The organism is Mongoliitalea sp. (assembly GCF_054166905.1).
On sequence record NZ_JBSZCK010000015.1, the window covers coordinates 114,456 to 140,958 of the forward strand.

The window sequence follows — 26,503 nt, forward strand, 5'->3', positions numbered from 1 at the left end:
TGTTTGGTTTAGGCTTCGTTAATTTCTTATGCTCGCTTGATTTGTAAATTTAAGCTAGAATATTCCTTCTGTTCAATAAATGGTTGTGCACGTAAGCGCTGACCTGTTGCTGCATAAATTGCATTGGCGATGGCCCCTCCTGTTGGCGGAAGTGCAGGTTCTCCCAAACCTGTTGGTTCAAATGGTGTGGCAAGGTAATGCACATGTACCTCAGGAACCTCCTTCATACGGATCAATCGATAACTGTCAAAGTTTCGCTGTTTAGGCATTCCGTTTTCAAAGGTTAAGTTACCAAACATGGCATGGCCCATCCCATCCACAATACCACCTCTCACCTGATGATCGGCACCTGTTGGATGCACGACTACCCCACAATCTGTTACAGCAGTAATGCGCTTTAATACTGGTTGATCATTTTCCATTTCAATATCTGCCACTTGTGCTACATAAGAACGGTGGGAGAAATATACACTGAACCCTTGTTTTACGTTAGCATTCTTACCCCAATTAGCTCTTTCAGCCGCGCCTTCTACTACACCGATCATACGGTCAACATCGTAACCTAACTGACCTACCGGTTCATTCTTTGCTTTTTTCAACAATTCCAGTCGGAAAGCAACAGGATCTTTTTTCGCAGCAAGCGCAACTTCATCCAAAAAGGACTGCTCTGCATAAGCCAAGAAATTGGTGATCGGCGCTCTCCAAGCATTGGTGGTTACTGTAGAACGGTGATTGACATTTTCTATTAGAAGATTAGGCACTGCACCCGAGGGGAAGTTATTTTCTCGCGTAGTATTCCCTGCATTCATCCCGGCACCTCGCAATTTATATCCTATCATATTGCCGGCTTCATCCAAGGCAGCAGAAAAACGATAGCGAACAGCCGGGCGGTATCCCCCTCCTGTATTATCATCTTCTCTACTCCAAGTTACTTTGACTGGCTTATCCAAAATTTTAGAAAGTTCCGCAGCTTCTACCACGAAATCTGCCATCAGTCTGCGGCCAAAACCTCCTCCCAGTCGGGTAATATCCACCGTGATATTCTCCACAGGAATATTTAAAAGTCTGGCAGTTTCCATACGAGCTCTATCAGGCGTTTGAGTTGGTCCAATCAATTCCGCTGAATCCTCCTTCACATGGGCGAAAAAGTTTTGTGGCTCCATCGGAGCATGTGGTAAAAATGGACATTGATATTCCGCGCTGATTACTTGAGCAGCATTTTTAAAAGCTGCTTCTACATCTCCATCTTGACGCATCACCTGTGCCGTCTTTGCATCTAGCATTTCTGCAAATAATCGATCATGATCGAAGGTGCTTTCCACCGCTCCATCCGGTTCGTACTCGATCTTCAGCATGCGCTTGGCTTTCATCAAAGGCCAAGTGGTACTGCCGACAACAGCAACATTATTTTTAAATACCACTACATCCATTACTCCTTTCACCGAACGGGCAGCAGAATCATCTACTGACTTGATCTTCATACCAAAGGGGGCACGTTGGATCATGGCATTGACCATTCCTTCTCTGTAGACATCCAAACCGTATAAAGGCTGACCGGTAAACATCTCCTTGTTTTTGACATTTTTTACCGGTGTCCCAATTAATTTAAAGTCTTTCGAATCCTTTAAAGGCACTTCCTCAGGAATTTCTAACGCTGCCGCATCCATCACCACTTCACCATAGCTGATTTTCTTCTTGCTATTTTTATGGTAAATCATACTTTCCTCAGCGTACAATTCCTCTTGAGGAACTTCAAATTTGGCAGCAGCGGCAGACAACAATAAATATTTTGCTGAAGCACCTGCTTTTCTTAAACGCTCCCATGAATGTGGCATCGCACCAGACCCCCCTGTCAATTGTCTTTCGAAACGCTGATTATCCAAAGGAGCTTGAAGAACGCGTACCTTTTTCCAATCTGCATCTAATTCATCCGCTACAATCATGGGGAATGAGGTGATGATATTTTGTCCTAACTCAGGATTTGGAGAATATATTACTATGTCTCCATCTGGAGAAATGGATAAAAAGCTATTAAAATTATGTGCCTTGGCAAGCACTTCTTCAGTACTCAGTACCTGAACCTTTGGTGTGTCACAGCTGGACCAACCAAATCCTATCAATAATCCTCCTGTTGCAGTTGCTGCAATCTTAAGGAAATCTCTTCTGTTCGTTTTGATTGTAGTAGCCATAGTTACTTGATTTTAGCAGCCATTGCAACGGCTTCTCTGATTTTATGATAGGTACCACATCTGCAAATATTCCGATTCATCGCATTTTCGATTTCTTCGGTTGTTGGCTTTGGATTTTTCTTTAAAAACGCCGCAGCTGTCATGATCTGACCTGACTGACAATAGCCGCATTGGGCCACATCCACTTCGTCCCAAGCTTTCTGTACCGGATGATTTCCATCTTTGGACAATCCTTCGATAGTAGTCACCTCATCCGAGCCCACACTCGAAACGGGCATAGTACAGGAAAACATCGCCTCTCCGTTGATATGAACCGTGCATGCACCGCATTGAGCAATGCCGCAAGAATACTTGGTCCCTACCAAACCTAAATGATCCCTCAGTACCCAAAGTAAAGGAGTATCTTCGTCCACCTCTACTTGGTGTGATTGACCGTTAATTTTCAGATTGAAGTTAGCCATAGTTTATTTTGTTGTTTAGTCACCTTTAATGTAACGAAATTTAAAGACTTTCTACCCTGATTTTGTAGGGAATCCTAGAAATTTTGATGAAGCGCATTCTTTTTCATATAAAAGGGGGTTGAATTAAAGTCAATATCTCCTGATAGTAGAAGGTTTTTAAATCAACAGCAAATGGACTATATTTAAAATCGAAATCAAACCATATAACCTGAATGAAAAAAATAAAAGCTGCCATTGTTGGTACAGGATTCATTGGTCCTGCACATTTAGAAGCATTAAGAAGATTACCAAATATTGAAGTCAAAGCGCTTTGTGAAGTTAGTTTAGAATTGGCCAAGGAAAAAGCCGATCTGTTAGGTATTCCGTTTGCTTATACTTTTGAGGATATGCTACAGGATAAAGAAATCGATGTAGTGCATATTTGTACACCAAACTTCCTTCACTTCCCTCAATCGAAAGCAGTCTTGATGGCAGGCAAGCATATTGTATGCGAAAAACCCTTAGCAACCACCATCGAAGAAGCAGAAGAGCTGGTAGCCCTTGCCAAAGAAAAAGGTTTGGTCAATGCCGTACACTTTAATTTACGCTATTATCCCATGGTGCGCCAAATGAAAACCATGAGAGAAAATGGAGACTTAGGTGATATTTATTCCATCATGGGTTCCTACTTACAGGATTGGCTCTTTTTACAAACGGATTACAATTGGAGATTAGAACCAGATAAATCAGGTGACTCTCGTGCCATTGCAGATATCGGGTCTCATTTATTGGATTTGACAGAATATGTTACCGGTCTTAAAATCACCGAAGTAATGGCTGATTTCTCTACTGTTCATAAAACCCGATTAAAGCCTTTGAAAGCCATTGAAACCTACTCAGGTAAAGTGCTTTCTGCTGAGGATTATGAGGAAGTACCAATCAATACTGAAGACCATGCCAGTGTTTTGCTGAGATTTAGCAATGGAAATAAAGGATCTGTAACTGTCTCACAAGTAAACGCTGGAAGAAAAAACCGTCTGAATATAGAAATTGCAGGTTCTAAATCTAATTTTGAATGGTGTTCAGAAAAACCGAACGAATTATGGATCGGCAAGAGGGAAACAGCCAATCATCATTTGATGAAAGACCCATCTCTATTTACCAGAGAAGCGGCAGCCTTGATTTCATTTCCTGGAGGTCATAATGAAGGATTCCCTGATACCTCCAAGCAACTTTTCAAAGAAGTGTATGCGGCGATTCGTGAAGGAAAGCAGCCTGAAAATCCGAGCTACCCAACCTTTGCTGATGGACATCGGGAATTGTTGATCTGTGAACGCATCATTGAAAGCCATCGCAAACAAACCTGGGTCAAAATCGACTCATAAGTCAGTTCACTCATTTGCATATTAAACTATTGAGGTATTTATTTACCTGTGGAAAGCTTGAACTTTACTCAAGTTTTCTATCAGAAATATTCCTCAATAGTTTTTTATTTTTGCACAAAATTCAATGTCTTGACAACTCACCTAGTTTTCCCAGAATTACCAATCCAACAAGTTCTTCCTGAGGTTTTGACCAAGCTTCAAACCAGCAATACTCTAATCGTCCATGCCCCTCCGGGTGCTGGAAAAAGTACGCTATTACCTTTAGCCATTCTTGAAGCGAATTTGCTCAATGGAGCAAAAATTTTGATGCTTGAACCCCGTAGACTAGCTGCCAAAAGTATTGCAGAACGCATGGCTTCTCTTCTAGGAGAAAAGGTAGGGCAGCAAGTGGGCTATAGAATACGCTTCGATAGCAAAGTTGGGCCAGATACTAAGTTGGAGGTATTGACAGAGGGTATTTTGACCCGAATGCTACAACAGGATAATGCCTTGGAAGGCGTGGGTATGGTAATTTTTGATGAATTTCACGAGCGAAATATTCATGCCGATCTTGCTATGGCGCTCTGTCGGGAAAGTCAGCAGATTTTACGTCCTGATTTGAAGATTTTGGTCATGTCTGCCACTTTGAATATGCCCCAGTTGGAAAAGCTTCTTCAATGCGACACGGTAGTTTCAGAAGGGAAGCAATATCCTGTTGAAGAAATTTATGTAGGCAATACAGATTTATTTGCCGTGGTGGAAGGTGTAGTTGATGCAGTTATCAGAGCTTCCAAAGAACAACAAGGAGATATTTTAGCCTTTCTACCGGGAGAAGGAGAAATCAAAAAGGCTATTGAGCTACTCAAAAAAAGAATACCAGATTTTGCTATCCATGGTTTGTACGGCAAACTTTCTCCCTCGGCCCAGCAACAGGCTATTCGTCCCCATCCTGCTGGAAAGCGAAAAGTAGTGTTGGCTACTTCCATTGCAGAAACAAGTTTGACGATTGAAGGTATTCGAGTTGTTGTTGATTCGGGATTCACCAAAAAGTCTGTTTTCAATCCGCGTTCTGGATTGAGCCGCTTAGAAACAGTTGCTATCAGTAAAGATTCTGCTACTCAACGAAAAGGTCGAGCAGGAAGGTTAGGCCCGGGAGTTTTTTACCGCCTTTGGTCCAAAGCTGCCCATCAGTTTATGGAGGAGTTTCGCAAACCGGAAATTGAAGAAGCGGATCTTTGCAATTTGGTTTTGGAGCTGATTGGTTGGGGTGTGGACGATATATTCTCATTAGCTTGGTTAAGTAAACCACCTCTGGGATCTGTAAATCAAGCGATTGAAACATTGCATCAAATCAATGCTTTGGAACACAATCGCCTGACCGAACATGGTAAGCGTTTGCTTAAAATACCTGCGCATCCCCGGATTTCCCATATGATGCTGATGGCAGAAGACTTGGATTTATTGCCTTTGGCTTGCGATGTGGCAGCAGTCTTGGAAGAACGAGACCCACTACCCCAGGAAAAAAATGTGGATATAAATTTACGCTTGGAAGCCTTGAGAAGAGCCCGTAAAGAGCAGCTTCATCAAAAAGGGTTGGCCAAGTTGGAGAAAGTAGCGAATCATTATCGTAAAATTTTCACTATTGAGCCAAGCAATACTCCTGTAGATCCTTACCAAACAGGCTTTTTATTGGCCAATGCTTTCCCTGAGCGCATCGCTTCGGCAAGACCTGGCAACAATGCACAATTTCAATTAGCCAATGGAAAACTTGCCCAAATAAGCCATCAGGATGACTTGGCTCATGAATCTTGGTTGGCTATTTCCCACATCGATGAACGAGAAGGTATGGGAAAGATCTTTCTAGCTTCTCCCCTCTTACCAACAGATCTCAAACCTTTGATCAAAACCCGGAGAGTTGTAAAATTTGATAAAGATAAGGGGTCTTTTATTGCTGAAAATCAATTGGGTATAGGCAGCATTGTCTTAAGGGCTACACCCATCACGGACCTGCAGGAAAAAGAGAAAATCAGTGCTTTAAAAAGCTTCGTCTATCAGCAAGGGATACAGCTCTTTACCCTTTCCAAAGAATTAGAAAATTTATTAAATCGCGTTCAATCATTAAGGATTTGGAAACCAACATTGGAATTTCCCAACTACTCCATTCAATCATTGTTTGAACGTGATTTAACATGGTTAGAACCCTACTTAACAGGTATCAAGCGATCGGAGGATTTTGCCAAACTTGATCTCAAGTCAATTTTAACACATGCATTGACCTTCGAGCAGCAACAAGCCTTGGAGTCACTCACACCTTGCCATATCTCAGTACCCAGTGGTAGCCAAATCCGTATTCAATATGGAGCTGATGGTAGCGCACCTATTTTAGAAGTTCGCTTACAGGAATTGTTTGGCGTGTTGGAAACACCTAAAATTTGTGAAAATAGAATTTCATTAACCATTCATTTATTATCCCCAGGATATAAGTTGGTTCAAATCACAAGTGATTTAAAAAGTTTTTGGGGAGATACTTATTTCGAAGTTAAGAAAGAATTGAAACGAAGGTATCCCAAACACTCATGGCCTGAGAATCCATTAAATGCCCAGGCCGTGAGAGGTGTAGTCAAGAAGAAAACTGATTAAGCTTGAAACTCTTCGTCCAAAAAAGCAAGTAAGTTCAAGAAACAAGCTAAAGTGAAGGGCGTCACCTGAATTTCATCCAGCTTACGTAAGTACTCATCTTTTACGGTATCGTACCGTTCTGGATTATAAATTTTGGCTAAGACAATTCCTCGAGCAGACCTGTATGTGAAATTTTGAGTGACAATTGGATTATCTAAATCCTCATTAAAATACTGCTCTAAATCCTTTCCATCCATGTAGCGGTCAAGCCATTGAAAACCTTCTTTCACCAAGAATTTTTCTACGGTCTCGATATGTTGGGGTATTTCTTTTTCATCATGAATTACAAATCTTCTTGGAAAAGATTCCTCTATTCCATCCATCGTTTCTACTAAGGTGACGCTTTTTTCTTTGTAATCTCCGAGAGATGGTAAAAATTTATGCACAATATATTCTACCTTTTCTATTCGGATGCCCAAGTTGTATTCCAAATAGGTAACGTCTTTTTGTTGAGTTAAATGAAAAAATACAATCTGTTTCCCATAGGCATTCTCTTTCGCATAGTGCAAAATCGTTTTGTCTAAGGTGAAACCGAAATCCTCTAAAAAATTTCGATGCAGCTGCATGATTTCTACTTTTTCCATATATAATTATAAACTCCAATTCGGAGTATCTTGTTTTATGAATCCAACAACTCCTTAATCTCGAGCAACATTTGCTCTGCTTCTCCTTTGATGGCATGAAACTCATCGGAATCTTGATCAACATTATTTAAAAAGTGATTCCAATGTTTTTCTGCCTTTTTTAAAACTCTAGGAGTAATTTCAAATTCTACGGTATCCAAGTATTCTTTAGCCAGGGAAGAAGACTTAAAGTTACCGAAGAGAAATACCCTGTATAAATCAACAAAACTATCAGAAAGATCAAATCCTTCCAGCAGTTGTACAAGATAACCATTTTTTAATTTAAAAGATGGATGATGGATCAACTCAAAAACATATTTAAGTGCATCTCCATTATTTTCCATAGCAGCCAATGTTCGGGCTGCTAGGAAACTGGTATCCATTTCCTCCCCTTTCATCAACTCAATCAATCGCTGCATGAGTTCTTCTCCCCCTATTTTGGCTAATTTATCCGAATAGAGATATGCTTCAGACTCACTTTTGTCACACATTTTCTCCAATAATTGATCGATTTCCGTTTTCATGCAAGAGGATTTAGTAATTTGGAACAAAAATAAGACCATTCTTGAGTGGAAGAAAGAATAATGCAGCATTTAAAATTGGAAAATCACGAACTCAATCCATTTTTGGAGCACCTTAAGCTATTAAAACTTCCTATGGAGCATTTTCCTAACCAACATAAGCTCCTTGTTTACACGCCCCAACAAGAAAAAATAGCCGTGTTGCGTTATAGCATATATCAGGAAATGAAAAATACAGATTTTTTTCAAAGCAAAGAGTTTTTCAACCATGTCATCTTGGGTGTTCGTGCTGGATTGGCGGGTTTACTCTGCTATGATAATGGCACTTTGGTCGATCATAAAGTATTCAGAGCCTACATGGTTCGAAAAAAACAAGGGAAAAGCCAAATCAATTACTTAAAAACCAAGGGAAAGTCCCGTGCAGGTTCCCGTGTAAGACTAGGCGAAACCAAGATATTTTTCAAAGAAATTGCCGAGCGTTTAGCACATTATGAAACACATATGAGGGTTGACCATGTGTTTCTTGCCTGTGCGACCACCTTGATTCCTTATCTCTTCAAAGACAATGTAGTGCTCCAGAAGGTAAAATCCCAGCAGAATATTAGCAAGATTCCTTTCCATATCTCCCAACCCACGCATGAAAATTTATTGAAAGCGCAACGTCAGTTAACATTCAATCAAGTTCTAATCAAAAAAAATCAATTTATTGATAGTCAGGAATTAAAAAAAATCATTTCAAATTCAGATGGTTTTTCGGGAACTGATGAGGATTGGTAATAAAATTGGAACAATTATTGAACTAGGTTCTTCAAATGTATTCCTATTGAAAAAGATAATTATTTTACTTCTCCTGATGCTAGGATGGAGCTCTTTCAGTTACGGGCAACGATACGGTTCTGCGGTTGGATTGCGCCTTGGTAGCAATGATTTTAGCAGGACTGTAGGTATTTCTGCAACCCAACGGATTTTGAGACATACGACCATAGAAGGAATTATTCAGTCCGATTTTTCGAGAAATACTACTTCGCACTTTTTACTAAGGAATCATAAACCACTTATTTCGAAGCGATTCAACTATTATTATGGTGCAGGATTTTCTTTTGGTTATGAGGAAAGTTTTATCAAAAACCGCGACACCCGGGAAATCACCCATACCTATGCCAACCCTACTACAGGAGTCGATTTGGTAGTTGGTGTTGAAGCTACAGTTCTTGGTACTGTTGTATCTTTAGACTATAAGCCAAACTTCAATATGGCGGGAAGAGAAGAGTTTGCTCGTGGACAAGTAGGAGTTTCTGCTCGTTGGGTGTTAGTTACTGGAAAAGAGCAGGATAAGAAATGGAGGAAAAAGCAGCGAGCAAAAAGAAAAGCAGCACGGGAACCTGTAGGAGATCGCATCAAGAATGTCTTTCAGCGAAATTGATGATTTGTTTTCGAAATTTTTGATTACTTATCCTTTAAACCACCTTTTTTTCCTTTTGCGTAAATTTCTGCTGCTTGATTTTTATTTTTTGGTATCTTAAAACAAACAATCAAGCAACTATGAGAAAATTTAACCTGTATGTTGGGTTTCTGGTGATGCTATTTTATTCAGCAAACCTTATTGCCCAAGAAAAAAGCATTCTTCAACAATTAGAAGAAGTCGCCATCATCGATCAAAAGGTCATGATGCCTATGCGGGACGGTGTACGTTTGGCTACAGATATTTACAGACCAAAAACAGACAAGCCTGTCCCTATTGTTTTTTCCCGTACACCTTATCAGTTTAATTCTTACAGAGATGGGGAATTAGTCACTAGGACACTTCAAACAGCCCTTGATTATGTCAACAGAGGTTATGCCTATGTTGTGCAAAATGAACGGGGAAGATTTTTCTCTGAGGGAGAATGGCAGATATTAGGTGCTCCGCTGACGGATGGATACGATGCGTATGAGTGGATGTCAAGTCAACCTTGGAGCAATGGCAAAATTGGAGCTATAGGCTGTTCGTCCACTGCTGAGTGGCAGATGGCAGTAGCAAGTTTAGATCATCCAGCAAATACTGCATTGGTAGCCCAAGGCTATGGTGCTGGTGTGGGCCGTATTGGCAAATATTATGAGCAAGGAAACTGGTACAGAGGTGGTGCTGGACAGATGCTGTTTACAGCTTGGCTTTATGGGGTACAGCATGACCCAATGGCACCTAAATTACCGGAAGGCATCTCTCAAGAAGATTTACAGAGAATTCAACGCTTTTATGATATGGGTCCAAGATACCCTCGAGTAGATTGGAGTCAAGGTCTTAGCCATTTACCTGTTCAAGACATTATAAAAAATGTCAATGGTCCCAAAGGAATCTATGAAGAGATGATTACCCGTAAGCCTAACGATCCGAAGTGGTACGAAGGTGGCTTATTTCATGACGATATGGAGTTTGAAAAACCAGCATTTTGGTTTGTTTCTTGGTATGATGTAGCCTCCTCTCCTAACCTAGCTATGTATAATCATATTCGTGAAAACGCGAAGACAGAGATTGGAAAAAATAACCAATACTTGATTATTGGCCCTACCTTACATTGTGCTTTTTTAAGAGCTACAGAGAATACGATTGTGGGTGAACGAAGTATGGGAGATGCCAGATTGCCTGATCCTGCCATTACCTATGCTTGGTTTGACTATTGGTTGAAAGGTGAAGACAATGGCATTTTAGAATCAATGCCAAAAGTAACCTACTTTACCATGGGTAAAAATGAGTGGCAAACATCCGATACCTGGCCACCAAAAGAAGCTCAGATGACCACCTTCTTCTTAGACAGTAAAGGCAAAGCCAATAGCCGCCTAGGAGACGGTGTGCTGACAACCAAAAGACCTGGACGAGATAACCCTGATACTTTCCAATATGATCCTCTAGACCCAGTAACTTCTTATGGTGGCAATGTTTGTTGTACAGGAAATGCCGTACAAGGTGGTTCATTTGATCAGCAGGAAATGGAATTGAGAGAGGATATTTTGGTCTATACTTCCGAACCTTTGACCGAAGGAATTGAGGTTAGTGGTTTTATTGAAGCGACCTTGTTCCTTTCATCAGATGTAAAAGATACAGACCTTACCATCAAAATTATTGATGTCTATCCTGACGGGAGAGCTTATAATTTGGATGAAACCATTCAGCGTGTGAGATATCGTGAAGGATACGAAAAAGAAGTCTTTATGGAATCAGGAAAAGTATATGAAGTCAATATGACTCCTATGTCTACATCCAATTATTTTGAAAAAGGTCATCGTATTCGTATTGAAGTTTCTTCTTCCAACTTTCCTAGATTCGATAGAAATATGAATACTGGGGGTAATAATTACGATGAGGCTGAAGGTGTAGTGGCTACCAACAAAATCCACCACTCTAGCAGATATCCGAGCAGCATCAAGCTGCCGATCATGAAAAAGTGATTTGAAGGAGGAAGGATGAAGGATGAAGGATGAGGGTGGATGAAAATGCTGATTGAATACAGCGTACGCATGTGTTTTTGATGCCGAAAATCCCGACCTCGAAGAGGTCATATGTTTATATCTAAACTATTACGTCTAGGGACAGGTGCGACTCCTATCGGAGTCGCACCTGTCCCTAGACGTATTGTAACTACAAATAGTTAATCCCTCTAGGAACGGAGACTTTGCTTAAGCATTGAAGAATTGTATAAAATGTCAAAAAAAAGGATGAAGGATGAGGGAAGAAGGATGAAGGATGAGATTGTACTAGGTACCAAATACGAAGTACCAAGTAGGGATTCGGGTAATAGAAAATAGAGACGAGACTTGCCTGCTGCAAGCAGGATGCGAGAGTTTAGAAAAGGAATCTCTTGATTCTTGTTTCTTGATTCTTGTCTCTCGATTCTTGTTTCTTGGCTCTTGTCTCTTGTTTCTTGTTTCTTTTATTTCTTAATCCTTCGAATTCAAAAACACTTTCTCGTGGATATCTGAGTTTTTGACGATACCTCGGTACCAATTTTCTCTTAGCAGTTGCTTTTCTTCCTCTGAAATAAAAAAGTCTTTGACTTGAGCAGTTTCCTGTACTTTTCTAATGAGGTCAAATAAAAATATAGAAGCGGCTACGGAAATATTAAAACTTTCTGTAAAACCCATCATGGGAATGTGGACCAACTGGTCTGCGGATGATTTTACCTCATCTGAAATCCCGGCATGTTCATTTCCAAATACCAATGCGATTTTTTGGGATACATCCAATTCATGAATGGAAATACTCCCAGGATCCGGGCTCGTAGCAATGATTTGATAGCCTTGTTCCCGAAGATGATGAAAGCAATCCGAAACAGCAGTTTTTCTTTCATCGCTGTATTTGTGTATATCTACCCATTGTGCCGCACCACGGACCACGTAGGGATTGACTTCATAAGAATGTTCTTTTTCAATGATATGTATGTCTTGGATCCCAAAACAATCAGCAGTACGCAGCACAGCAGAGGCATTGTGTGGTTTGTAGATATCCTCCAATACGACCGTAAAGTAGCGTGTACGCTGTGCAAGTACCTGTTCAATCAGCTGACGCTTGTGAGGAGTCACATAATTACTGAGGTATTCGAAAAAAGACTTGGGATTAGTCATGAATAATGTTGTATTGTAAAATCTTTGCAGTTTACAAAAAGATTATTGTAAATGAAAAGGTCCACGAATGTCACTACTAGACACGAATAAATTCAACTCCTTTCGGAGTTGGGATTTTTCAAAACTGTAGCCTTTTTGGGTCCCCGAGTTCTCACCTGGGACTACTAACCTTCCGTAGTTAATTCCTATCTGAATTAATCTCTTGCACAACCTTCAATCTACTTAAAAAAATACGCTGTTTGTTATAGCGGTTTAAGCAAGATCTCTTTTTAGTGACCATTCTTCCATGAGAGGTTACCTAAACAGCAGTAAAACAAAAAGGGTAGCAAAATTGCTACCCTTTTTTGAACCCCCTGCCGGTCCCGATACCCATCGGGACAGCGACCTGCTGATTACAAGTCAGTTGCTCTACCATCCCGATAGCTATCGGGATAAGGAGGCTTCAAACGTAGAAAATAAAAAAGGACAACCTAAGTTGTCCTTTAAGAGCCCCCTGCCGGGATCGAACCAGCGACCTACTGATTACAAGTCAGTTGCTCTACCAGCTGAGCTAAGGAGGCTTTTTTTATTCTCGAACCCTTTGTCCGATTTAGTGATGCAAATATAGAGGCCTGATTCAAACGTGCAAAACCTTTTTTTAAAAAAAATAAGGAGATTTTTTTATCTCCTTATTTCTGAGCACATTAAAATTCTCTTAAAATCGAAAGTTTCTTCTTCAGCTTCTCAATTTCGGCCTCTGCCTTGGTGATTTTCTCTTCAAACTGCACTTTCAACTTATCCGCAGTCTTGGATGCTGCAAAGAACTCTAGGTTATTTTTCCACAAACCAATGTTGTTTTCCAGATCTGTGATCTGCTTACGGATACCAAATTCCTTCTTATTCAGCACACGATTGCCATTTGGATCAGCTTGAAGCTTGTTCAGATTGAGACGGAATACAAAGTCTTCCCTGCTTTCTCCAGTGGATCCTAAGGCGTCCACATAAGTATCTACGGCTTGGTTAAACTTGGCCAAGATATCCTTTATATTTTTCCTTGGAACAAAGCCTATCCCATTGTATTGATTGATCAAAGCCTCCAAGGTCTCCTCAGCAGGACTGTCCTTTGCACTTGCAAGAATTTTGGATATGATATCTTCCTTCAATTTCAAGTTATCTTCGTATTCCTTGTTGGCTTGACTATTGGCACTTCTCTTATTTTCAAAGAAAGAATCGCAGGCAGTTTTGAAACGCTTATATAGTTCATCTCGAACCTTTTCAGGGGTAGGACCAATTTTCTTCCATTCTTGCTGCAAGGCAATCATCTTATTGGTAGTATCTTGCCATTTGGTATCACCAACCAAGGCTTCAGCTTTTTCAATAAGCTCCTCTGCTTTTTTCTTATTCGCCAACCTGATCTCATCCAGCTCTTTGAAAAACATATTCTTATTGTGGAAGAAATCCTTGAAGTAACCCCAAAATTGTTTGTTGACCTCTTTTCCCATTTCCCTTGGAACAGGACCAGCGGCTTCCCACTCTTTTTGAATGCTAAGTACTTCTTTGGTTTTGTTGTTCCATTCTTTGATCTTGGTAGCTGAGAAGTCTTTATAGGTAGCAATCTTTTGAATCAATGCCTCTTTGATGACTAAGTTTTCTTTCAACTTCCCTTTTTGATCCTCATAGAATTCCTTTCTGCGATCGTAGACAGCGTCTGAAGCAGCTTTAAAGCGCTGCCAAAGGGGTTCTTGTTCTTCTCTAGGAACAGGACCGATATGCTTAAACTCCTCATGAAGATCATTTAAGGCCTTAATGGCATCCTTTAAATCCTCCATTTTTACTAAAGCCTCTGCGCGATCACAGATTTCAGACTTTAGTTCTAGATTTTTCTTACGATCAAGCTCCTTAAGCTCAAAATAAATACTCCTATTATCATAAAACCTGTCCATCAAGGCATTGAATGATGCCCACAGATTTTTATTCATATTCGACGGAACAGGTCCGATCTTTTTCCAGTCATCCTGAATTTGCTTGATAGCATTGATGCTATGGGTAGTCTCCTCTCCATCTACCAAATCCCTTAGCTTGTCAAGGATCAAATTCTTTAATTCTAAGTTCTTTTCTTTTTGCCTTTCAAGAGCTTTAATAAACTGTGAGCGCTTTTCTCTAAAAAGATTATAAGTAGCAAAGAAAAGTTTGTCTGCCTCTTGTGACTTGTAGGAAAAATCATCCGTCTCTCCCCCTCCTGCAACAAATTGCTCTAAGGCAACCTGCTTCTCAGAACTAAAAATATCATCAAAAGCAGCTTTGATCTCATTGACTCTTTTTTCAACTGACAATACATTCTCAGCATCTACAAAAGTCTTCAAGGCTGCAATTAATTCTTTCTTTGAAAAATTCGCAAAATCTAATTCCTCTTCTTCCTCTTCTGAATGTTCATCAGCCTCTGGATCCTCAGAAGCGTCCGCAGGTACATTTTCCACTGTTTCCTGAGCATCTAAGGTTTCTTCGGTAACAATCACCTCAACTTCAGGCTCTCCCTCTGTTTTTTTGACTGATTCTTCCATAGATGAATCAGTGATTTTATTGGTTGTTTTGGTAATCTCTTCATTACTCTCAGCAGAAGATTCGGCTGGAGTCACCTTGCCTTCTTCAGGCATTTCTTTCTCGTTGTCCATAATTGAAACTTACTTATTTAAGCGCTTATCAAACAAATGTAATAAAATTCACTAATTTAATCTTGGGTCAATTGGATAATTTGCCATTTGTTGATACTCCCCGCCCATATTTTTCAATATAAGCTTCCATAACTCTTCCGGTGAAGCATCAAAAATATTTTCTGTTATAATCGTATCACAAAGAATCCACGTCTGTTGCTCTAACTCATCCTGAAGCTGCCCCTCTGCCCAACCGGAGTAACCGATAAAAAAGCGCACATCTTCTTCTTTAAGAGAGCCATTTTTGATTGCAGACATCAACTTCTCAAAATCTCCACTCCACCACAGATTATCCATAAGTGCAACACTGTCTTCAAGCATTTGCTCTCCCCTGTAAATAAAATGTAGGGTGTTTTGCTCCACAGGCCCACCAACATATACATCCAAAGGAATCAAGTAATCTTCATCCAACAACTCATCTAACTTTAAAATAGATAGTTTGTTCAATACCAAGCCAAATGATCCATGCTCGTCATGATTGCATAGTAAAACAACAGAGCGTACAAAATTCTCATCTTGCAAAAATGGCTCTGAAATCAACAGTTGACCTGCCTTAGGCTTCGATGTTATTTTCTGTCCCATAAAAATGATCTTATTTGGCAATTAATATAAATCTAAATTTTTTAAATGCAATAACTGATTTAATTTTAAGCAAAATACATGTATCCATATGAAATTAGCAGATATACGGATTGACTACACCCTTAAATCACTTGATATCAGTGATGTGGACCAAAATCCTATCCAACAATTCAATCGCTGGTTTGAAGAAGCTTTACGTGCAAAAGTTTTAGAAGCTAACGCTATGAATTTAAGTACCATTGGAAAAGACGGCTTTCCAAGTAGCAGAATTGTGCTTTTAAAAGGTGTCGACCAAGGATTTGTGTTTTTTACCAATTATGAAAGCTCTAAAGGCAAAGAATTGATGGAAAACCCAAAAGTAGCCCTGACATTTTTTTGGCCAGAATTGGAAAGACAGGTGAGAATCGTAGGAAGAGTGGCAAAAGTGAGCAGTGAAGAATCTGATGAGTATTTCTTTTCCCGTCCATTTTCCAGTCAAATAGGTGCTTGGGTTTCACCTCAAAGCAAAGAAATTCCTGATCGGGCTTTTTTAGAGGCGCGTGAAGCAAAGTATTCAGAAGAATTGAGACCTGAAACAATCAAAAGACCACCTCATTGGGGTGGCTACAGAGTATCTCCAATATCTTTGGAATTTTGGCAAGGAAGACCAAGTCGCCTGCATGATCGGATACATTATACATTGGAATCTGATAACAGTTGGACTTTAAAAAGAATTGCCCCTTAAGTGGGGCAATTTTTACTTTAGGTCAAATAAATCATCTACTCCAAGCATTCGCTCCACTGTGAAGCCTTCTCCGTATTTAGAGAAGATGCTGTGGCCAAATTCAATGGCTCTCGCTTCAATGAAAGGAAGGAAACTTTGGGATGAAATAAAACTTTCAGGTTCCGCACTGTTAGGATCGTAAAACTGTGAGGCAAATGCCTGAATACTCGCTAATTTGATTTCCCAATAAGGCGTGATATCTACCACAAAATCTGGTTTGATAAAGTTGTTTTGTATATAGTGGTAAACAAACTTCGGCCTCCAAGGCTCCTGAGTTTGACCATTAACGGTCGTCTCAATTTTCCGAAGACCGCTCATGAAACAGGCTTTACTGGCTACTGAAGCTCCTTTTCCATGATCTGGATGTCTATCTGTGATGGCATTTGCCAAAACGATTTCTGGTTGGTATTTACGAATCATTTCCACGATTTTCAATTGATGAGCTTCATCATCTTGAAAATAAATATCCTTGAAACCTAAATTTTCTCGAGCAGCTAACCCTAACACTTCAGCTGCCTTTGCAGCTTCTTTCAAACGGAGTTCTGGTGTACCTCTAGTCCCCATTTCTCCCATCGTAAGGTCTATAACTCCAACTTTATAACCCTTTGCTACATGTGCTGCAATGGTACCCGAACAGGCTAATTCGGCATCGTCTGGATGAGCAGCAATGACTAGTATATCTAATTTATTCATGGGACTACCTAATTCTTAATTGTTGTCCTACTCTGAGAGTAGAATTTACTGAAATATTATTCAATCGCGTAATGGTACTTACCCTGACACCATATCTCCTTGCAATGCTTGATAGTGTTTCTCCACTTCTAACTCGGTGTACAACGGATTGTTGGGTTTGGACAACATGATCAAAACTGGAAGCAGTAATCATGTATACATCACTCCGCAATCTACCTAAGTTGAAATCAAAAATTTGGGTTGGATTAATTGATAAGCCCTGATAGCGGACTTCAAAGTGTAAATGAGGCCCCGTACTTCTTCCTGTATTTCCTCCTAACCCAAGGACGTCCCCAGCTTTAACTTCCTGACCAACATCTACTGTAATCCTTGACATGTGACCATACAATGTTTCTAAACCGTTTTTATGCCGGACTACTACATAATATCCATAACCTGTTCGGTCGTAGGAGCGAATCCTCACAATACCATCAAATACAGAGTAAATCGGCGTTCCAACAGTCAACTTCAAATCTGTCCCATGATGCCAGCGATACCTACGGAATCCAAACTCAGAAGTTATTCGCGTTTCATCTAAGGGCATTTTATAATCGGTGCCAAAAAAAGTATCATATAGCTTGACATACACTGTATCTTTAAAGTCTTTGGGATTGAAATTATAGATATTGATCTTTTGACTATCCCATGCTGAATAGTATTCATAGGCTGTAACCCAAATACTATCTATGAGGATTTTTTCAGAGACTTGGGCCAACTGATTGGTAGGTGCCCAAATTAAGGACAGGGTATCCTCTTCTACGATACTCATCCGCTTTCGCAGATCTACAAAATCTTTATAAAGGAGGGAGTCCGTTTGGCGTGTGATGTCGGATAGGTATTTCTGAGGATCAAAAAGCCTCAAATCACGCTGCAAGGGGTTCGAAGGTGCAGTAATGAGTTGGTCTTGCTTGGATTTTTTAATAATCTTCGGAAATGTTTGAGCATAGGAACTGTAAGAACCTATGCTCAACATAAAAACTATAAAATAAAATAGACTTTTTAATCTCATTAGATGGGTTTATCAAGATTCCTGAGCTGCAAGATACCTTTCAGCATCCAATGCAGCCATACAACCTGTACCTGCGGCTGTTACTGCCTGACGGTAAATGTGGTCTTGCGCATCACCACAGGCAAATACTCCTTCAATATTGGTTTTGGTACTTCCAGGAATCGTTTTGATATAACCGTTTTCATCCATATCGATAAAACCTTTGAAAATATCGGTATTTGGTTGATGTCCAATAGCTACGAAGAAGCCAGAAATAGCTAATTCTCTAGTATCTTTGGTTTTGTTATTATATACACGTACTCCTTTTACCTCTTCCTCTCCCAAAATCTCTTCGGTTTCTGTATTCCAAAGAACTTCAATTTTTGGATTATTCAATACACGCTTTTGCATGATTTGAGAAGCTCTCATTTCTTCTCGGCGCACCAGCATGTAAACTTTGCTACAAATATTCGCTAAGTATGATGCTTCTTCGCAGGCAGTATCCCCTGCCCCTACAATTGCAACATCCTGTCCTCTGAAGAAAAAGCCATCACATACCGCACATGCAGATACACCTTTTCCATTTAGGCGCTCCTCACTTTCGATACCCAACCACTTGGCAGAAGCACCAGTGGAGATGATAACAGTTTCGGCTTGGATCTCCACTTGATCGTCAACAATGACTTTGTGCGGTCGTGCAGAGAAATCAACCTTAGTAACTTGGCCATAGCGCACTTGCGTACCAAAACGCTCAGCTTGCTTCCGAAAATCCTCCATCATTTCAGGGCCTTGTACACCTGTAGGGTACCCGGGATAATTTTCTACATCTGTTGTAATAGTTAATTGGCCACCAGGCTGTGCGCCTGTGTAAAGTACTGGATTCAATCCTGCTCGGGATGCATAGATTGCTGCTGTATATCCTGCAGGTCCTGAACCAATGATCAAAACCTTCAATTTTTCTACAGTAGTTGTCATGAGTGATTTATTAAAGTTGGCAAATTTTATTAAAATACAATTTACAACAAAGTTTACTCCTGTTAAATTTCCCTAAAATCTCCAGTTGGTTTAATCTCAGGAGTCACAGGAATAAACTAAATTATGACACAAAAAAAGGGGAAATCATCCCCTTTTTCAGTAATCAAAGATACAGTACGTATCTTATCCTAAGTATGGCTTTAAAGTTTTACTTCTAGAAGTATGTCTTAATCTTCTGATAGCCTTCTCTTTAATTTGTCTTACACGCTCTCTCGTCAAGTTGAATTTTTCTCCAATTTCTTCCAAAGTCAAGGCATGTTCTCCATTTAAACCAAAGTATAAGGTAATCACATCAGCCTCTCTTGAGGTTAAGGTAGAAAGTGCACGTTGAACTTCCTTTCTCAATGACTCGTTCAATAAACCGTCATCCGGTTTTTCATCTCCGTCATTTTCCAAGACATCCAACAAACTATTTTCCTCTCCCTGAACGAATGGCGCATCCATGGAAACATGTCTACCGGAAATTTTCATGGTATCCACTACTTCACTCGCAGTCACTTCTAAGACCTCCGCTAATTCTTCAGGAGATGGTTCACGCTCAAACTTTTGCTCCAATTCAGAGAAAGTTTTGCTAATTTTGTTTAAGGAACCTACTCTGTTCAACGGTAAACGCACAATCCTAGACTGCTCGGCTAATGCCTGAAGAATAGACTGACGAATCCACCATACAGCGTAAGAAATGAACTTAAAACCTCTAGTTTCATCAAATCTCTGTGCTGCTTTAATCAAACCAAGGTTACCTTCATTAATCAAATCGCCCAAAGAGAGACCTTGATTCTGGTACTGTTTTGCAACAGACACTACAAATCTGAGGTTTGCCTTTGTAAGTTTTTCCAAAGCCAATTGATCACCTTCACGGATTCTCTTGGCTAATACAACTTCCTCATCAGCTGTTAAAAGATCAACTTTACCTATTTCCTGTAGATACTTATCAAGAGATTGACTCTCTCGATTAGTTATCTGTTTGCTAATTTTTAGCTGCCTCATTCGAGAATTTTATTTATCAGTTACGATTTTTAATAACAGAATATTACTGCACGAAAGTTCAAAGTACTAAATACTTTAGTAACATTAATCTTTTTTATCAGATTTTTCAGGCTTTGGAAGTAATACCTTTCGGGAAAGCTTAAATTTACCTGTCTTTTTATCGACATCGATCAATTTCACCATGATTTCTTCACCTGGCTCCAATACTCCTTCCATGGTTTCTAATCGCTCCCACTTGATCTCGGATATGTGAAGTAAGCCATCTTTACCCGGCATAAACTCAACGAATGCACCGAATGGCTGTATATTTTTGACCTTACCTGTGTAGGTTTCTCCAATTTCAGGCTGTGCAACAATGGCCTTGATACGAGAAATCGCACCGTCCATAGAAGTCTGATTGTTAGCAAATACATTGATCTTACCTTGATTATCTTTTTCTTCGATAACGATGGTAGCACCAGTATCCTTTTGGATTTCTTGAATAACTTTACCTCCTGGACCAATCACAGCACCGATCAATTCCTTAGGAATTGACATCATAAATGATCTTGGAGCGTGAGGTTTCAAGTCAGGTCTTGGAGCATCCAAGGTCTTATTGATTTCATTCAAAATATGCAAACGGCCTTCTTTCGCTTGGTGCAATGCCTCTTTTAATACATTGTAATCCAACCCTTCTACTTTCAAGTCCATTTGACATGCAGTGATACCTTTGGCAGTACCGGTAACTTTAAAGTCCATATCTCCCAAATGATCTTCATCACCTAAGATGTCGGAAAGAATTGCATATTTACCAGTTTTGGAATCAGAAATCATCCCCATGGCAATACCTGTCACAGGAGCTTTAATCGGAACGCCAGCATCCATCAAGGCCAAAGAACCTGCACAAACAGTAGCCATTGAAGAAGATCCGTTAGATTCCAAAATATCAGAAACCACACGAATGGTATAAGGATTTTCATCATCCTTAGGCATTACTTTTTTCAAAGCCCTCTGAGCCAAATTACCGTGACCTACTTCTCTTCTGCCTGGTCCTCTATTTGGTTTTACCTCTCCTGTAGAGAATCCTGGGAAATTATAATGTAAGAAGAACTTATTGAATCCGGAAATCATGGCACCGTCTACCATTTGCTCATCCATTTTTGTACCCAAAGTACATGTAGTGATGGATTGCGTTTCACCTCTGGTAAATACAGCAGAACCGTGCGCAGATGGCAAATAATCTACTACCGACCAAATTGATCTGATTTCGTTCAAAGCTCTGCCATCCAAACGTTTTTGCTCGTTCAATGTTAAATTTCTCGCAGCTTCCTTGTGGATTTTGGAGAAATATGGTCCGATCAAACTTGCTTCATATGGATGCTCTTCACCTAAACTTTCAATAAATGCTTCTTTGATCGCCTTAATCAATTCAGAGCGCTCTGATTTATTAGCAATTTGTTTGCTGACCACCTCATAGCACTTATCATACAATTCAGCATGCATTTTTTCAAATAAGGCTTCATCAGATTTCTCATGGCTATAAACGCGCTTTTCTTCTTTTCCAACAGCCTTGGTCAATTCTAACTGTACTTGACAATGTCTTTTGATTTCTTCATGGGCCAATTGTAAAGCCTCTACCATCTCCTCTTCTGAGATTTCGTCTGCTTCACCTTCTACCATCAAGATGTATTCCATGGAACCCGCTACAATAAACTCCAATGAAGCTACTTCCAACTGTGTAGGAGTTGGATTGAGGATTAATTTTCCATCCACTTTTGCTACGCGAACTTCAGAAATTGGTCCATTGAAAGGGATATCCGAAACTGCTAAAGCAGCAGAAGCCGCCAACCCTGCCAAGCAGTCAGGCAACACATCACTATCGGCAGACATAAGGGTGATTGCTATTTGAGTGTCTGCATGATAATCATCTGGAAAAATCGGTCTAATCGCTCTATCGACGATTCTACTGATCAAAATTTCATAATCTGAAAGTCTTCCTTCTCTTTTCAAAAATCCACCAGGGATTTTACCGGAGGCAGCAAATTTTTCTTGGTAATCAACAGATAAAGGTAAAAAATCAACGCCATCTTGGGCCTCTTTTTTAGAGACCACCGTGGCTAGTAACATGGCATTCCCCATTCTAACTACTACGGAACCATCAGCCTGCTTAGCTAACGCTCCAGTCTCAATTGTAATTTCTCTACCGTCCTCAAGAACAATAGATTTGGTAATAAGATTTGGTAACATACGTGTTTGTTAAGAATAAATGTACTAAGATTTAAAAGTAAGGTTTAATATCGGGGGAGAAGCAAAAAAGTAAGGTTCTCTAGGAGAGAACCTTACAAAAGATTTCAATTATTTACGTAATCCTAAGTCAGCAATGACAGCTCTGTAACGTTCGATGTCATTTTTGATCAAGTAGTTAAGAAGGCTTCTTCTTTTACCTACTAGTTTCAACAAACTCAAGCGAGAACCATGGTCCTTCTTGTGCGTTCTTAAGTGATCGGTCAGGTGATTGATTCTGTAAGTGAACAATGCAATCTGAGACTCAGGAGAACCTGTATCAGTTTCAGACTTTAACCTGCCATGATTCTTGAATAGCTCTACTTTTTTCTCTGTAGTTAAATACATGTCTAGTTAAATTTAAATTTAAACAGCCACAAAGGTACAGCAATAATTTGGAATTTAAAAGCAGCCCTTATGTTTTGGAAAATTTTCTCTTGAAAAATAAGGTCAATTTATTCCAAAATTCCACATAGGTATCCGGTTCAAACAAGCGTGCATCCTTTCTCGCTTGTTTGAGAAAGAAGAAACCAAAAGGTAACAGTACCAGATTTGAGAACCATGTTCCGAATATCGGATCCGTAATCCCCTCTTTTGCCCACTTCTCACCAGTAATGGTCAACATATAATAGACAATAAAGAAGATGATTGACATTAGAACAGGCATTCCTAAACCACCTTTCTTGATAATAGCACCCAAGGGAGCTCCTATCAAAAACATCACGATACAGGCAAATGCAGTGGTGTATTTCTGATACCAAGCAATCTGAAACCTTCTATATTCCCGCTCTAAATTATCAATTTGTGCAACTTTATTGGAGAAGTTATTCTTTTGGGAACGAGCATTGTTGATAGCAACGGTAGCTGCTCGCTGCTCATAGTTATTTACTTCGATAATTGAATCCAATCGGGCAATTTGTTCGGCGGAAAGTTTATTTACGGGTCGGTTATCCGGTTCAGACCTGTTTTTTAACATACGGATAGAATCTGAGCGATTCAAAGGTGTAAAATCAAACCCTTCCATAGACAAATCTCCTCTGCCTAAGCTTCTTGATGCAACTGTGTCTTCCAATTGAATGAATGGTATTGAATCAGAAGCAGCAATGGAATCAGCAGGTGTTATAATATCATTAGATGCATTGCTTTCCTCTATTACATCTCTTACATTCATAGAAGCATACAAAGGATCTATTAACGCTTCCTCTTCTCCTGGATTATATCCATATAGATCTTCCGTCAATGAATCGGCAGACGCATTGTAGGTAGATGCATCGATAACGCCTCTGGAAGCATCTTGCAAAACCTGCTTTTGCTTGCCCCGCTCCAACCTCAAAGAATCATCCCGCATTTTGCGCTCGACAACAGTGCTCGGTGGCGTTAGTTTTCGATTACGGGTAAAAAAGGTATATCCTGATTCTGTGTTGGCGTAGTTATAATATACAATCTGATTAATTTCGGAGTAAATAGAGTCCAAACCTTCCTTAAGTTCAGCAATATTTTTAATCGATCGGTTGGTAGACCATAAATCTTCCGGAGTCCTGTTCATCTGAAAGGATTCAAGGTTGAATATGATTTGGTTTTCGGAGAAATAAGTTCGACTAAAATCAGCCGGCTTGTCTGCCAATCCCCTTTGTCCCCGAGACTCTTTATAATTGACACCATTATATAAAGTCAAACTTAAGTAGGAATCATTGAAAAATGGTTCCATCCTGCCTGAGTCTGCCAATATCACATTGGTATTCCCCTGCCCTTCTGCATGATTGTAAATAATGATATCTTGCAGACGAATATCATCCAATTTTTTATTGACCTTAATACTATAATTAGGTATTCCTGCATAAAAAACACCTTCTTTAATATCTAAAGCGGGCGACTTCATCCGGATATCATACAATAAACTGAAGGTTTTCAGATTGACCCGAGGGACTAGATAGTTATTAGATAAGTAAGCTCCAATAGTCAAAAACACCACAAATATACCTATGGGTAAAAGTGCTCTCAAAAGTGAGATGCCACTACTTTTAATAGCTGTCAACTCAAAATGTTCTCCTAAATTACCAAAGGTCATCAAGGAAGACAAAAGAACTGCCAAAGGAAGAGCCATTGGAGAGATACTGATTACGAAATAGGAAATCAGCTCCATATAAATCCAGAAACTGAGACCTTTTCCAAAAATCTCATCAAAATACTTGAGCATATTTACAGTGAGTAGGATAAAATCCACCACTATAAATGTCAAAAAGAAAGGTCCAATGAAAGACCCTAAAATTAATTTATCAAGTTTTTTCATGCAGCACAACTATACCCTTAACGATAAAAAAAGGTAAGAGTGCACAATTTTAACCAAAAAAACATTAACCTCCGATTATCTCTTTAAGATTAACAATTAAACCTTCCCATATAGATTCCAACTCTTCATCATCGTAAGAATCGCTGTAATCAATAACTTTTAGAAAGAGTGTTTGGGTGAGTTCATTTTCTTCGATCTTAAATTCAATGAAAGACTTATCCTGTGCATCTGGATTTTCAGGGTCGAAGTATTCGAATTTCACATGCATGTCTTTGCGGAGTGCAGTCACGCGTGCATGGTGTTTTTCACCGTCATATTCAAAAACAAAGGTCTTATCCTCGTTAATAGAAACATCGTCAGCAAACCATTCGGAAAGACCGCTTGCAGAGCTGATGTAGGGAAACAAAAGTTTTCTGGAAGTATTGATTTGATAATCAGCAACAAACTTATTCTTTACCATAATTTCTAAATTTAAATGTTCAAAAAAGGATAATTTTTTGGTCCACTTTGTTTGCAAATAAAGACCTAACCATCCATATTTGCATTCCAATTCGACGACAGGTCAAGATTGTACGAATCTTTGAACCTTTCAGGAACTCAAAATAAGAATTTATTTTTGATTTCCAACAATAGAATTTTAATTGAACCAACAAAATATATATGGCGAGGTAGCTCAGTTGGTTAGAGCGCAGGATTCATAACCCTGAGGTCACGAGTTCAACTCTCGTCCTCGCTACAAAAGCCCCTCTTGAAGGGGCTTTTTCTTTTTTAAATCAATATAACTAAATCCACTTTCATTTAATTTTTTGATTTTTAAAAAACTATTTGTGATACAAGCAGTTAGGGAACCATAAATCTAACCAACAAAAACATGAAACTAATTAAATTCACCACCCTTGTTGCCATTTGGGCAATTGCGATTTTCACGTTTGCTTGCTCTGGTAGCAACACAGAAACTGTAGTAGTTGAAGAAATCGAAGAAATTGAAGAAGTAAGTCCAACTGTCGTTGAAATCGCAGTAGGTTCTCCTGATCACACTACATTAGTAGCAGCAGTAACAGCGGCTGAACTTGTGGAAACATTGAATGGAGATGGACCTTTTACCATTTTTGCTCCTACCAATGCTGCATTTGCTGCTTTACCGGAAGGAACTGTTGAAAGTTTACTATTAGAAGAAAACAAAGGTACGCTCACTGGAATTTTGACCTATCACGTAGTAGCCGGCAATGTGTTGTCAGGGGATTTATCTGATGGACAAGTTGTCAATACACTTCAAGGTGGTACACTTACTGTGTCTATTGAAAATGGAACAGTTAAAATTAATGGTGCTACAGTAGTAGCAGCTGATTTACAAGGTAGCAACGGTGTCATCCATGTGATCGATGCGGTGTTGTTGCCTGGAAATTAATTATAAAGGTTAAATGGATTTGAAAAGTGCTGGAGGTTTTCAGCACTTTTTTTGTTTTCTAAATGATTATTAATTCCTTCCTCAACTGAAAGTGCTGTTAGTCCAGTATAAAACCGGTTTAATTTTTCCGAATAAAGAATATAAACAATGGTTTTCATGAAAAATAAATGTGTTACTAAAGCCAAATATACAAAAAAAGCCGAGATGAAGATCTCGGCTAAGTGGGCCCAGCTGGGCTCCCCCGAAACCTCGGGGCAGCGACCTCCTACCCCGATGGATCGGGGGAGTCAGAAGCTTTTAAAACTCCTTTTGGAATTAAAAATTCTTAATTATTGGTTTCTGGTTATTTCA

23 protein-coding genes and 2 tRNA genes are annotated in these 26,503 nt (G+C 39.6%); 9 read left to right on the plus strand and 16 right to left on the minus strand.

All coding sequences use genetic code 11. The features are described from left to right. Positions 1-26: 26 nt before the first annotated feature. Positions 27-2,189 (minus strand): molybdopterin cofactor-binding domain-containing protein, encoded by a 2,163-nt coding sequence (locus ACXIUD_RS05565; RefSeq protein WP_458051633.1) that lies wholly within the window; start codon positions 2,187-2,189, stop codon positions 27-29. 2 nt (positions 2,190-2,191) lie between these two features. Further along, positions 2,192-2,650: a (2Fe-2S)-binding protein gene (locus ACXIUD_RS05570; RefSeq protein WP_458051634.1), complete on the minus strand. Its 459-nt coding sequence runs from the start codon at positions 2,648-2,650 to the stop codon at positions 2,192-2,194. A 212-nt stretch (positions 2,651-2,862) separates the two neighbouring features. On the opposite strand from ACXIUD_RS05570, the gene ACXIUD_RS05575 reads away from it, so the two are divergent. Further along, the gene (locus ACXIUD_RS05575; RefSeq protein ID WP_458051635.1) at positions 2,863-4,014 is read left to right on the plus strand and encodes a Gfo/Idh/MocA family protein; all 1,152 of its coding nucleotides are present in this window, start codon (positions 2,863-2,865) and stop codon (positions 4,012-4,014) included. Between the two features lie 129 nt (positions 4,015-4,143). Next, complete coding sequence (gene hrpB, locus ACXIUD_RS05580) at positions 4,144-6,633, plus strand: ATP-dependent helicase HrpB (protein WP_458051636.1); 2,490 nt, start codon at positions 4,144-4,146, stop codon at positions 6,631-6,633. Here hrpB and ACXIUD_RS05585 read toward each other — a convergent pair. Then, complete coding sequence (locus tag ACXIUD_RS05585) at positions 6,630-7,256, minus strand: hypothetical protein (protein WP_458051637.1); 627 nt, start codon at positions 7,254-7,256, stop codon at positions 6,630-6,632. The two genes, hrpB and ACXIUD_RS05585, sit on opposite strands and share 4 nt — an antisense overlap. Positions 7,257-7,291: 35 nt before the next feature. Continuing rightward, the gene (locus ACXIUD_RS05590; RefSeq protein ID WP_458051638.1) at positions 7,292-7,819 is read right to left on the minus strand and encodes a HEAT repeat domain-containing protein; all 528 of its coding nucleotides are present in this window, start codon (positions 7,817-7,819) and stop codon (positions 7,292-7,294) included. Between the two features lie 45 nt (positions 7,820-7,864). On the opposite strand from ACXIUD_RS05590, the gene ACXIUD_RS05595 reads away from it, so the two are divergent. The 3 genes from ACXIUD_RS05595 to ACXIUD_RS05605 all read left to right on the plus strand — a co-directional run bounded on the left by ACXIUD_RS05595 (position 7,865) and on the right by ACXIUD_RS05605 (position 11,242). Further along, on the plus strand, positions 7,865-8,593 hold the full coding sequence (locus tag ACXIUD_RS05595; protein ID WP_458051639.1) for a hypothetical protein: 729 nt from the start codon (positions 7,865-7,867) through the stop codon (positions 8,591-8,593). Positions 8,594-8,639: 46 nt separating this feature from the next. Next, on the plus strand, positions 8,640-9,239 hold the full coding sequence (locus ACXIUD_RS05600) for a hypothetical protein (protein ID WP_458051640.1): 600 nt from the start codon (positions 8,640-8,642) through the stop codon (positions 9,237-9,239). Between the two features lie 119 nt (positions 9,240-9,358). Further along, positions 9,359-11,242 carry a CocE/NonD family hydrolase gene (locus ACXIUD_RS05605; protein ID WP_458051641.1) on the plus strand — a complete coding sequence of 628 codons (1,884 nt, stop codon included), beginning with the start codon at positions 9,359-9,361 and terminating at the stop codon, positions 11,240-11,242. A 489-nt stretch (positions 11,243-11,731) separates the two neighbouring features. On the opposite strand, the gene ACXIUD_RS05610 is transcribed toward ACXIUD_RS05605, so the two are convergent. The 4 genes from ACXIUD_RS05610 to ACXIUD_RS05625 all read right to left on the minus strand — a co-directional run bounded on the left by ACXIUD_RS05610 (position 11,732) and on the right by ACXIUD_RS05625 (position 15,687). Beyond that, positions 11,732-12,415, minus strand: a complete 684-nt coding sequence (locus ACXIUD_RS05610) for a TrmH family RNA methyltransferase (RefSeq protein WP_458051642.1) — start codon at positions 12,413-12,415, stop codon at positions 11,732-11,734. A gap of 487 nt (positions 12,416-12,902) precedes the next feature. Continuing rightward, positions 12,903-12,975: transfer RNA gene (locus ACXIUD_RS05615), tRNA-Thr, on the minus strand. Between the two features lie 123 nt (positions 12,976-13,098). Beyond that, positions 13,099-15,066 (minus strand): DUF349 domain-containing protein, encoded by a 1,968-nt coding sequence (locus ACXIUD_RS05620; RefSeq protein ID WP_458051643.1) that lies wholly within the window; start codon positions 15,064-15,066, stop codon positions 13,099-13,101. A gap of 51 nt (positions 15,067-15,117) precedes the next feature. Further along, positions 15,118-15,687 carry a YqgE/AlgH family protein gene (locus tag ACXIUD_RS05625; RefSeq protein ID WP_458051644.1) on the minus strand — a complete coding sequence of 190 codons (570 nt, stop codon included), beginning with the start codon at positions 15,685-15,687 and terminating at the stop codon, positions 15,118-15,120. A gap of 88 nt (positions 15,688-15,775) precedes the next feature. On the opposite strand from ACXIUD_RS05625, the gene pdxH reads away from it, so the two are divergent. Beyond that, on the plus strand, positions 15,776-16,411 hold the full coding sequence (gene pdxH / locus ACXIUD_RS05630) for a pyridoxamine 5'-phosphate oxidase (RefSeq protein ID WP_458051645.1): 636 nt from the start codon (positions 15,776-15,778) through the stop codon (positions 16,409-16,411). 12 nt (positions 16,412-16,423) lie between these two features. Here the strand turns inward: pdxH and bshB1 are convergent, their stop codons facing one another. The 8 genes from bshB1 to ACXIUD_RS05670 form a co-directional block, all read right to left on the minus strand. Beyond that, positions 16,424-17,143 (minus strand): bacillithiol biosynthesis deacetylase BshB1, encoded by a 720-nt coding sequence (bshB1, locus tag ACXIUD_RS05635; protein WP_458051646.1) that lies wholly within the window; start codon positions 17,141-17,143, stop codon positions 16,424-16,426. A 4-nt stretch (positions 17,144-17,147) separates the two neighbouring features. Further along, positions 17,148-18,191, minus strand: a complete 1,044-nt coding sequence (locus ACXIUD_RS05640; RefSeq protein ID WP_458051647.1) for a peptidoglycan DD-metalloendopeptidase family protein — start codon at positions 18,189-18,191, stop codon at positions 17,148-17,150. Between the two features lie 12 nt (positions 18,192-18,203). Beyond that, entirely contained in the window at positions 18,204-19,145 is a 942-nt protein-coding gene (gene trxB, locus ACXIUD_RS05645; protein WP_458051648.1) for a thioredoxin-disulfide reductase, read from the minus strand. A 183-nt stretch (positions 19,146-19,328) separates the two neighbouring features. Beyond that, positions 19,329-20,192, minus strand: coding sequence for a sigma-70 family RNA polymerase sigma factor (locus ACXIUD_RS05650; protein ID WP_189585039.1), 864 nt, complete (start codon positions 20,190-20,192; stop codon positions 19,329-19,331). An 84-nt stretch (positions 20,193-20,276) separates the two neighbouring features. Continuing rightward, positions 20,277-22,418 (minus strand): polyribonucleotide nucleotidyltransferase, encoded by a 2,142-nt coding sequence (gene pnp / locus ACXIUD_RS05655; RefSeq protein ID WP_458051649.1) that lies wholly within the window; start codon positions 22,416-22,418, stop codon positions 20,277-20,279. A gap of 108 nt (positions 22,419-22,526) precedes the next feature. After that, complete coding sequence (rpsO, locus tag ACXIUD_RS05660) at positions 22,527-22,802, minus strand: 30S ribosomal protein S15 (protein WP_189585033.1); 276 nt, start codon at positions 22,800-22,802, stop codon at positions 22,527-22,529. A 67-nt stretch (positions 22,803-22,869) separates the two neighbouring features. Further along, the gene (locus ACXIUD_RS05665) at positions 22,870-24,744 is read right to left on the minus strand and encodes an LptF/LptG family permease (protein ID WP_458051650.1); all 1,875 of its coding nucleotides are present in this window, start codon (positions 24,742-24,744) and stop codon (positions 22,870-22,872) included. A 64-nt stretch (positions 24,745-24,808) separates the two neighbouring features. Continuing rightward, positions 24,809-25,204, minus strand: coding sequence for an START-like domain-containing protein (locus ACXIUD_RS05670; protein ID WP_458051651.1), 396 nt, complete (start codon positions 25,202-25,204; stop codon positions 24,809-24,811). Between the two features lie 202 nt (positions 25,205-25,406). Between ACXIUD_RS05670 and ACXIUD_RS05675 the strand changes: the two genes are divergently transcribed. The 3 genes from ACXIUD_RS05675 to ACXIUD_RS05685 all read left to right on the plus strand — a co-directional run. After that, a tRNA-Met gene (locus tag ACXIUD_RS05675) sits at positions 25,407-25,480 on the plus strand. A gap of 135 nt (positions 25,481-25,615) precedes the next feature. Next, positions 25,616-26,152 (plus strand): fasciclin domain-containing protein, encoded by a 537-nt coding sequence (locus ACXIUD_RS05680; RefSeq protein ID WP_458051652.1) that lies wholly within the window; start codon positions 25,616-25,618, stop codon positions 26,150-26,152. Between the two features lie 156 nt (positions 26,153-26,308). Further along, a partial coding sequence (locus ACXIUD_RS05685; protein WP_458051653.1) for a hypothetical protein occupies positions 26,309-26,503 on the plus strand: 195 nt, incomplete at its 3' end.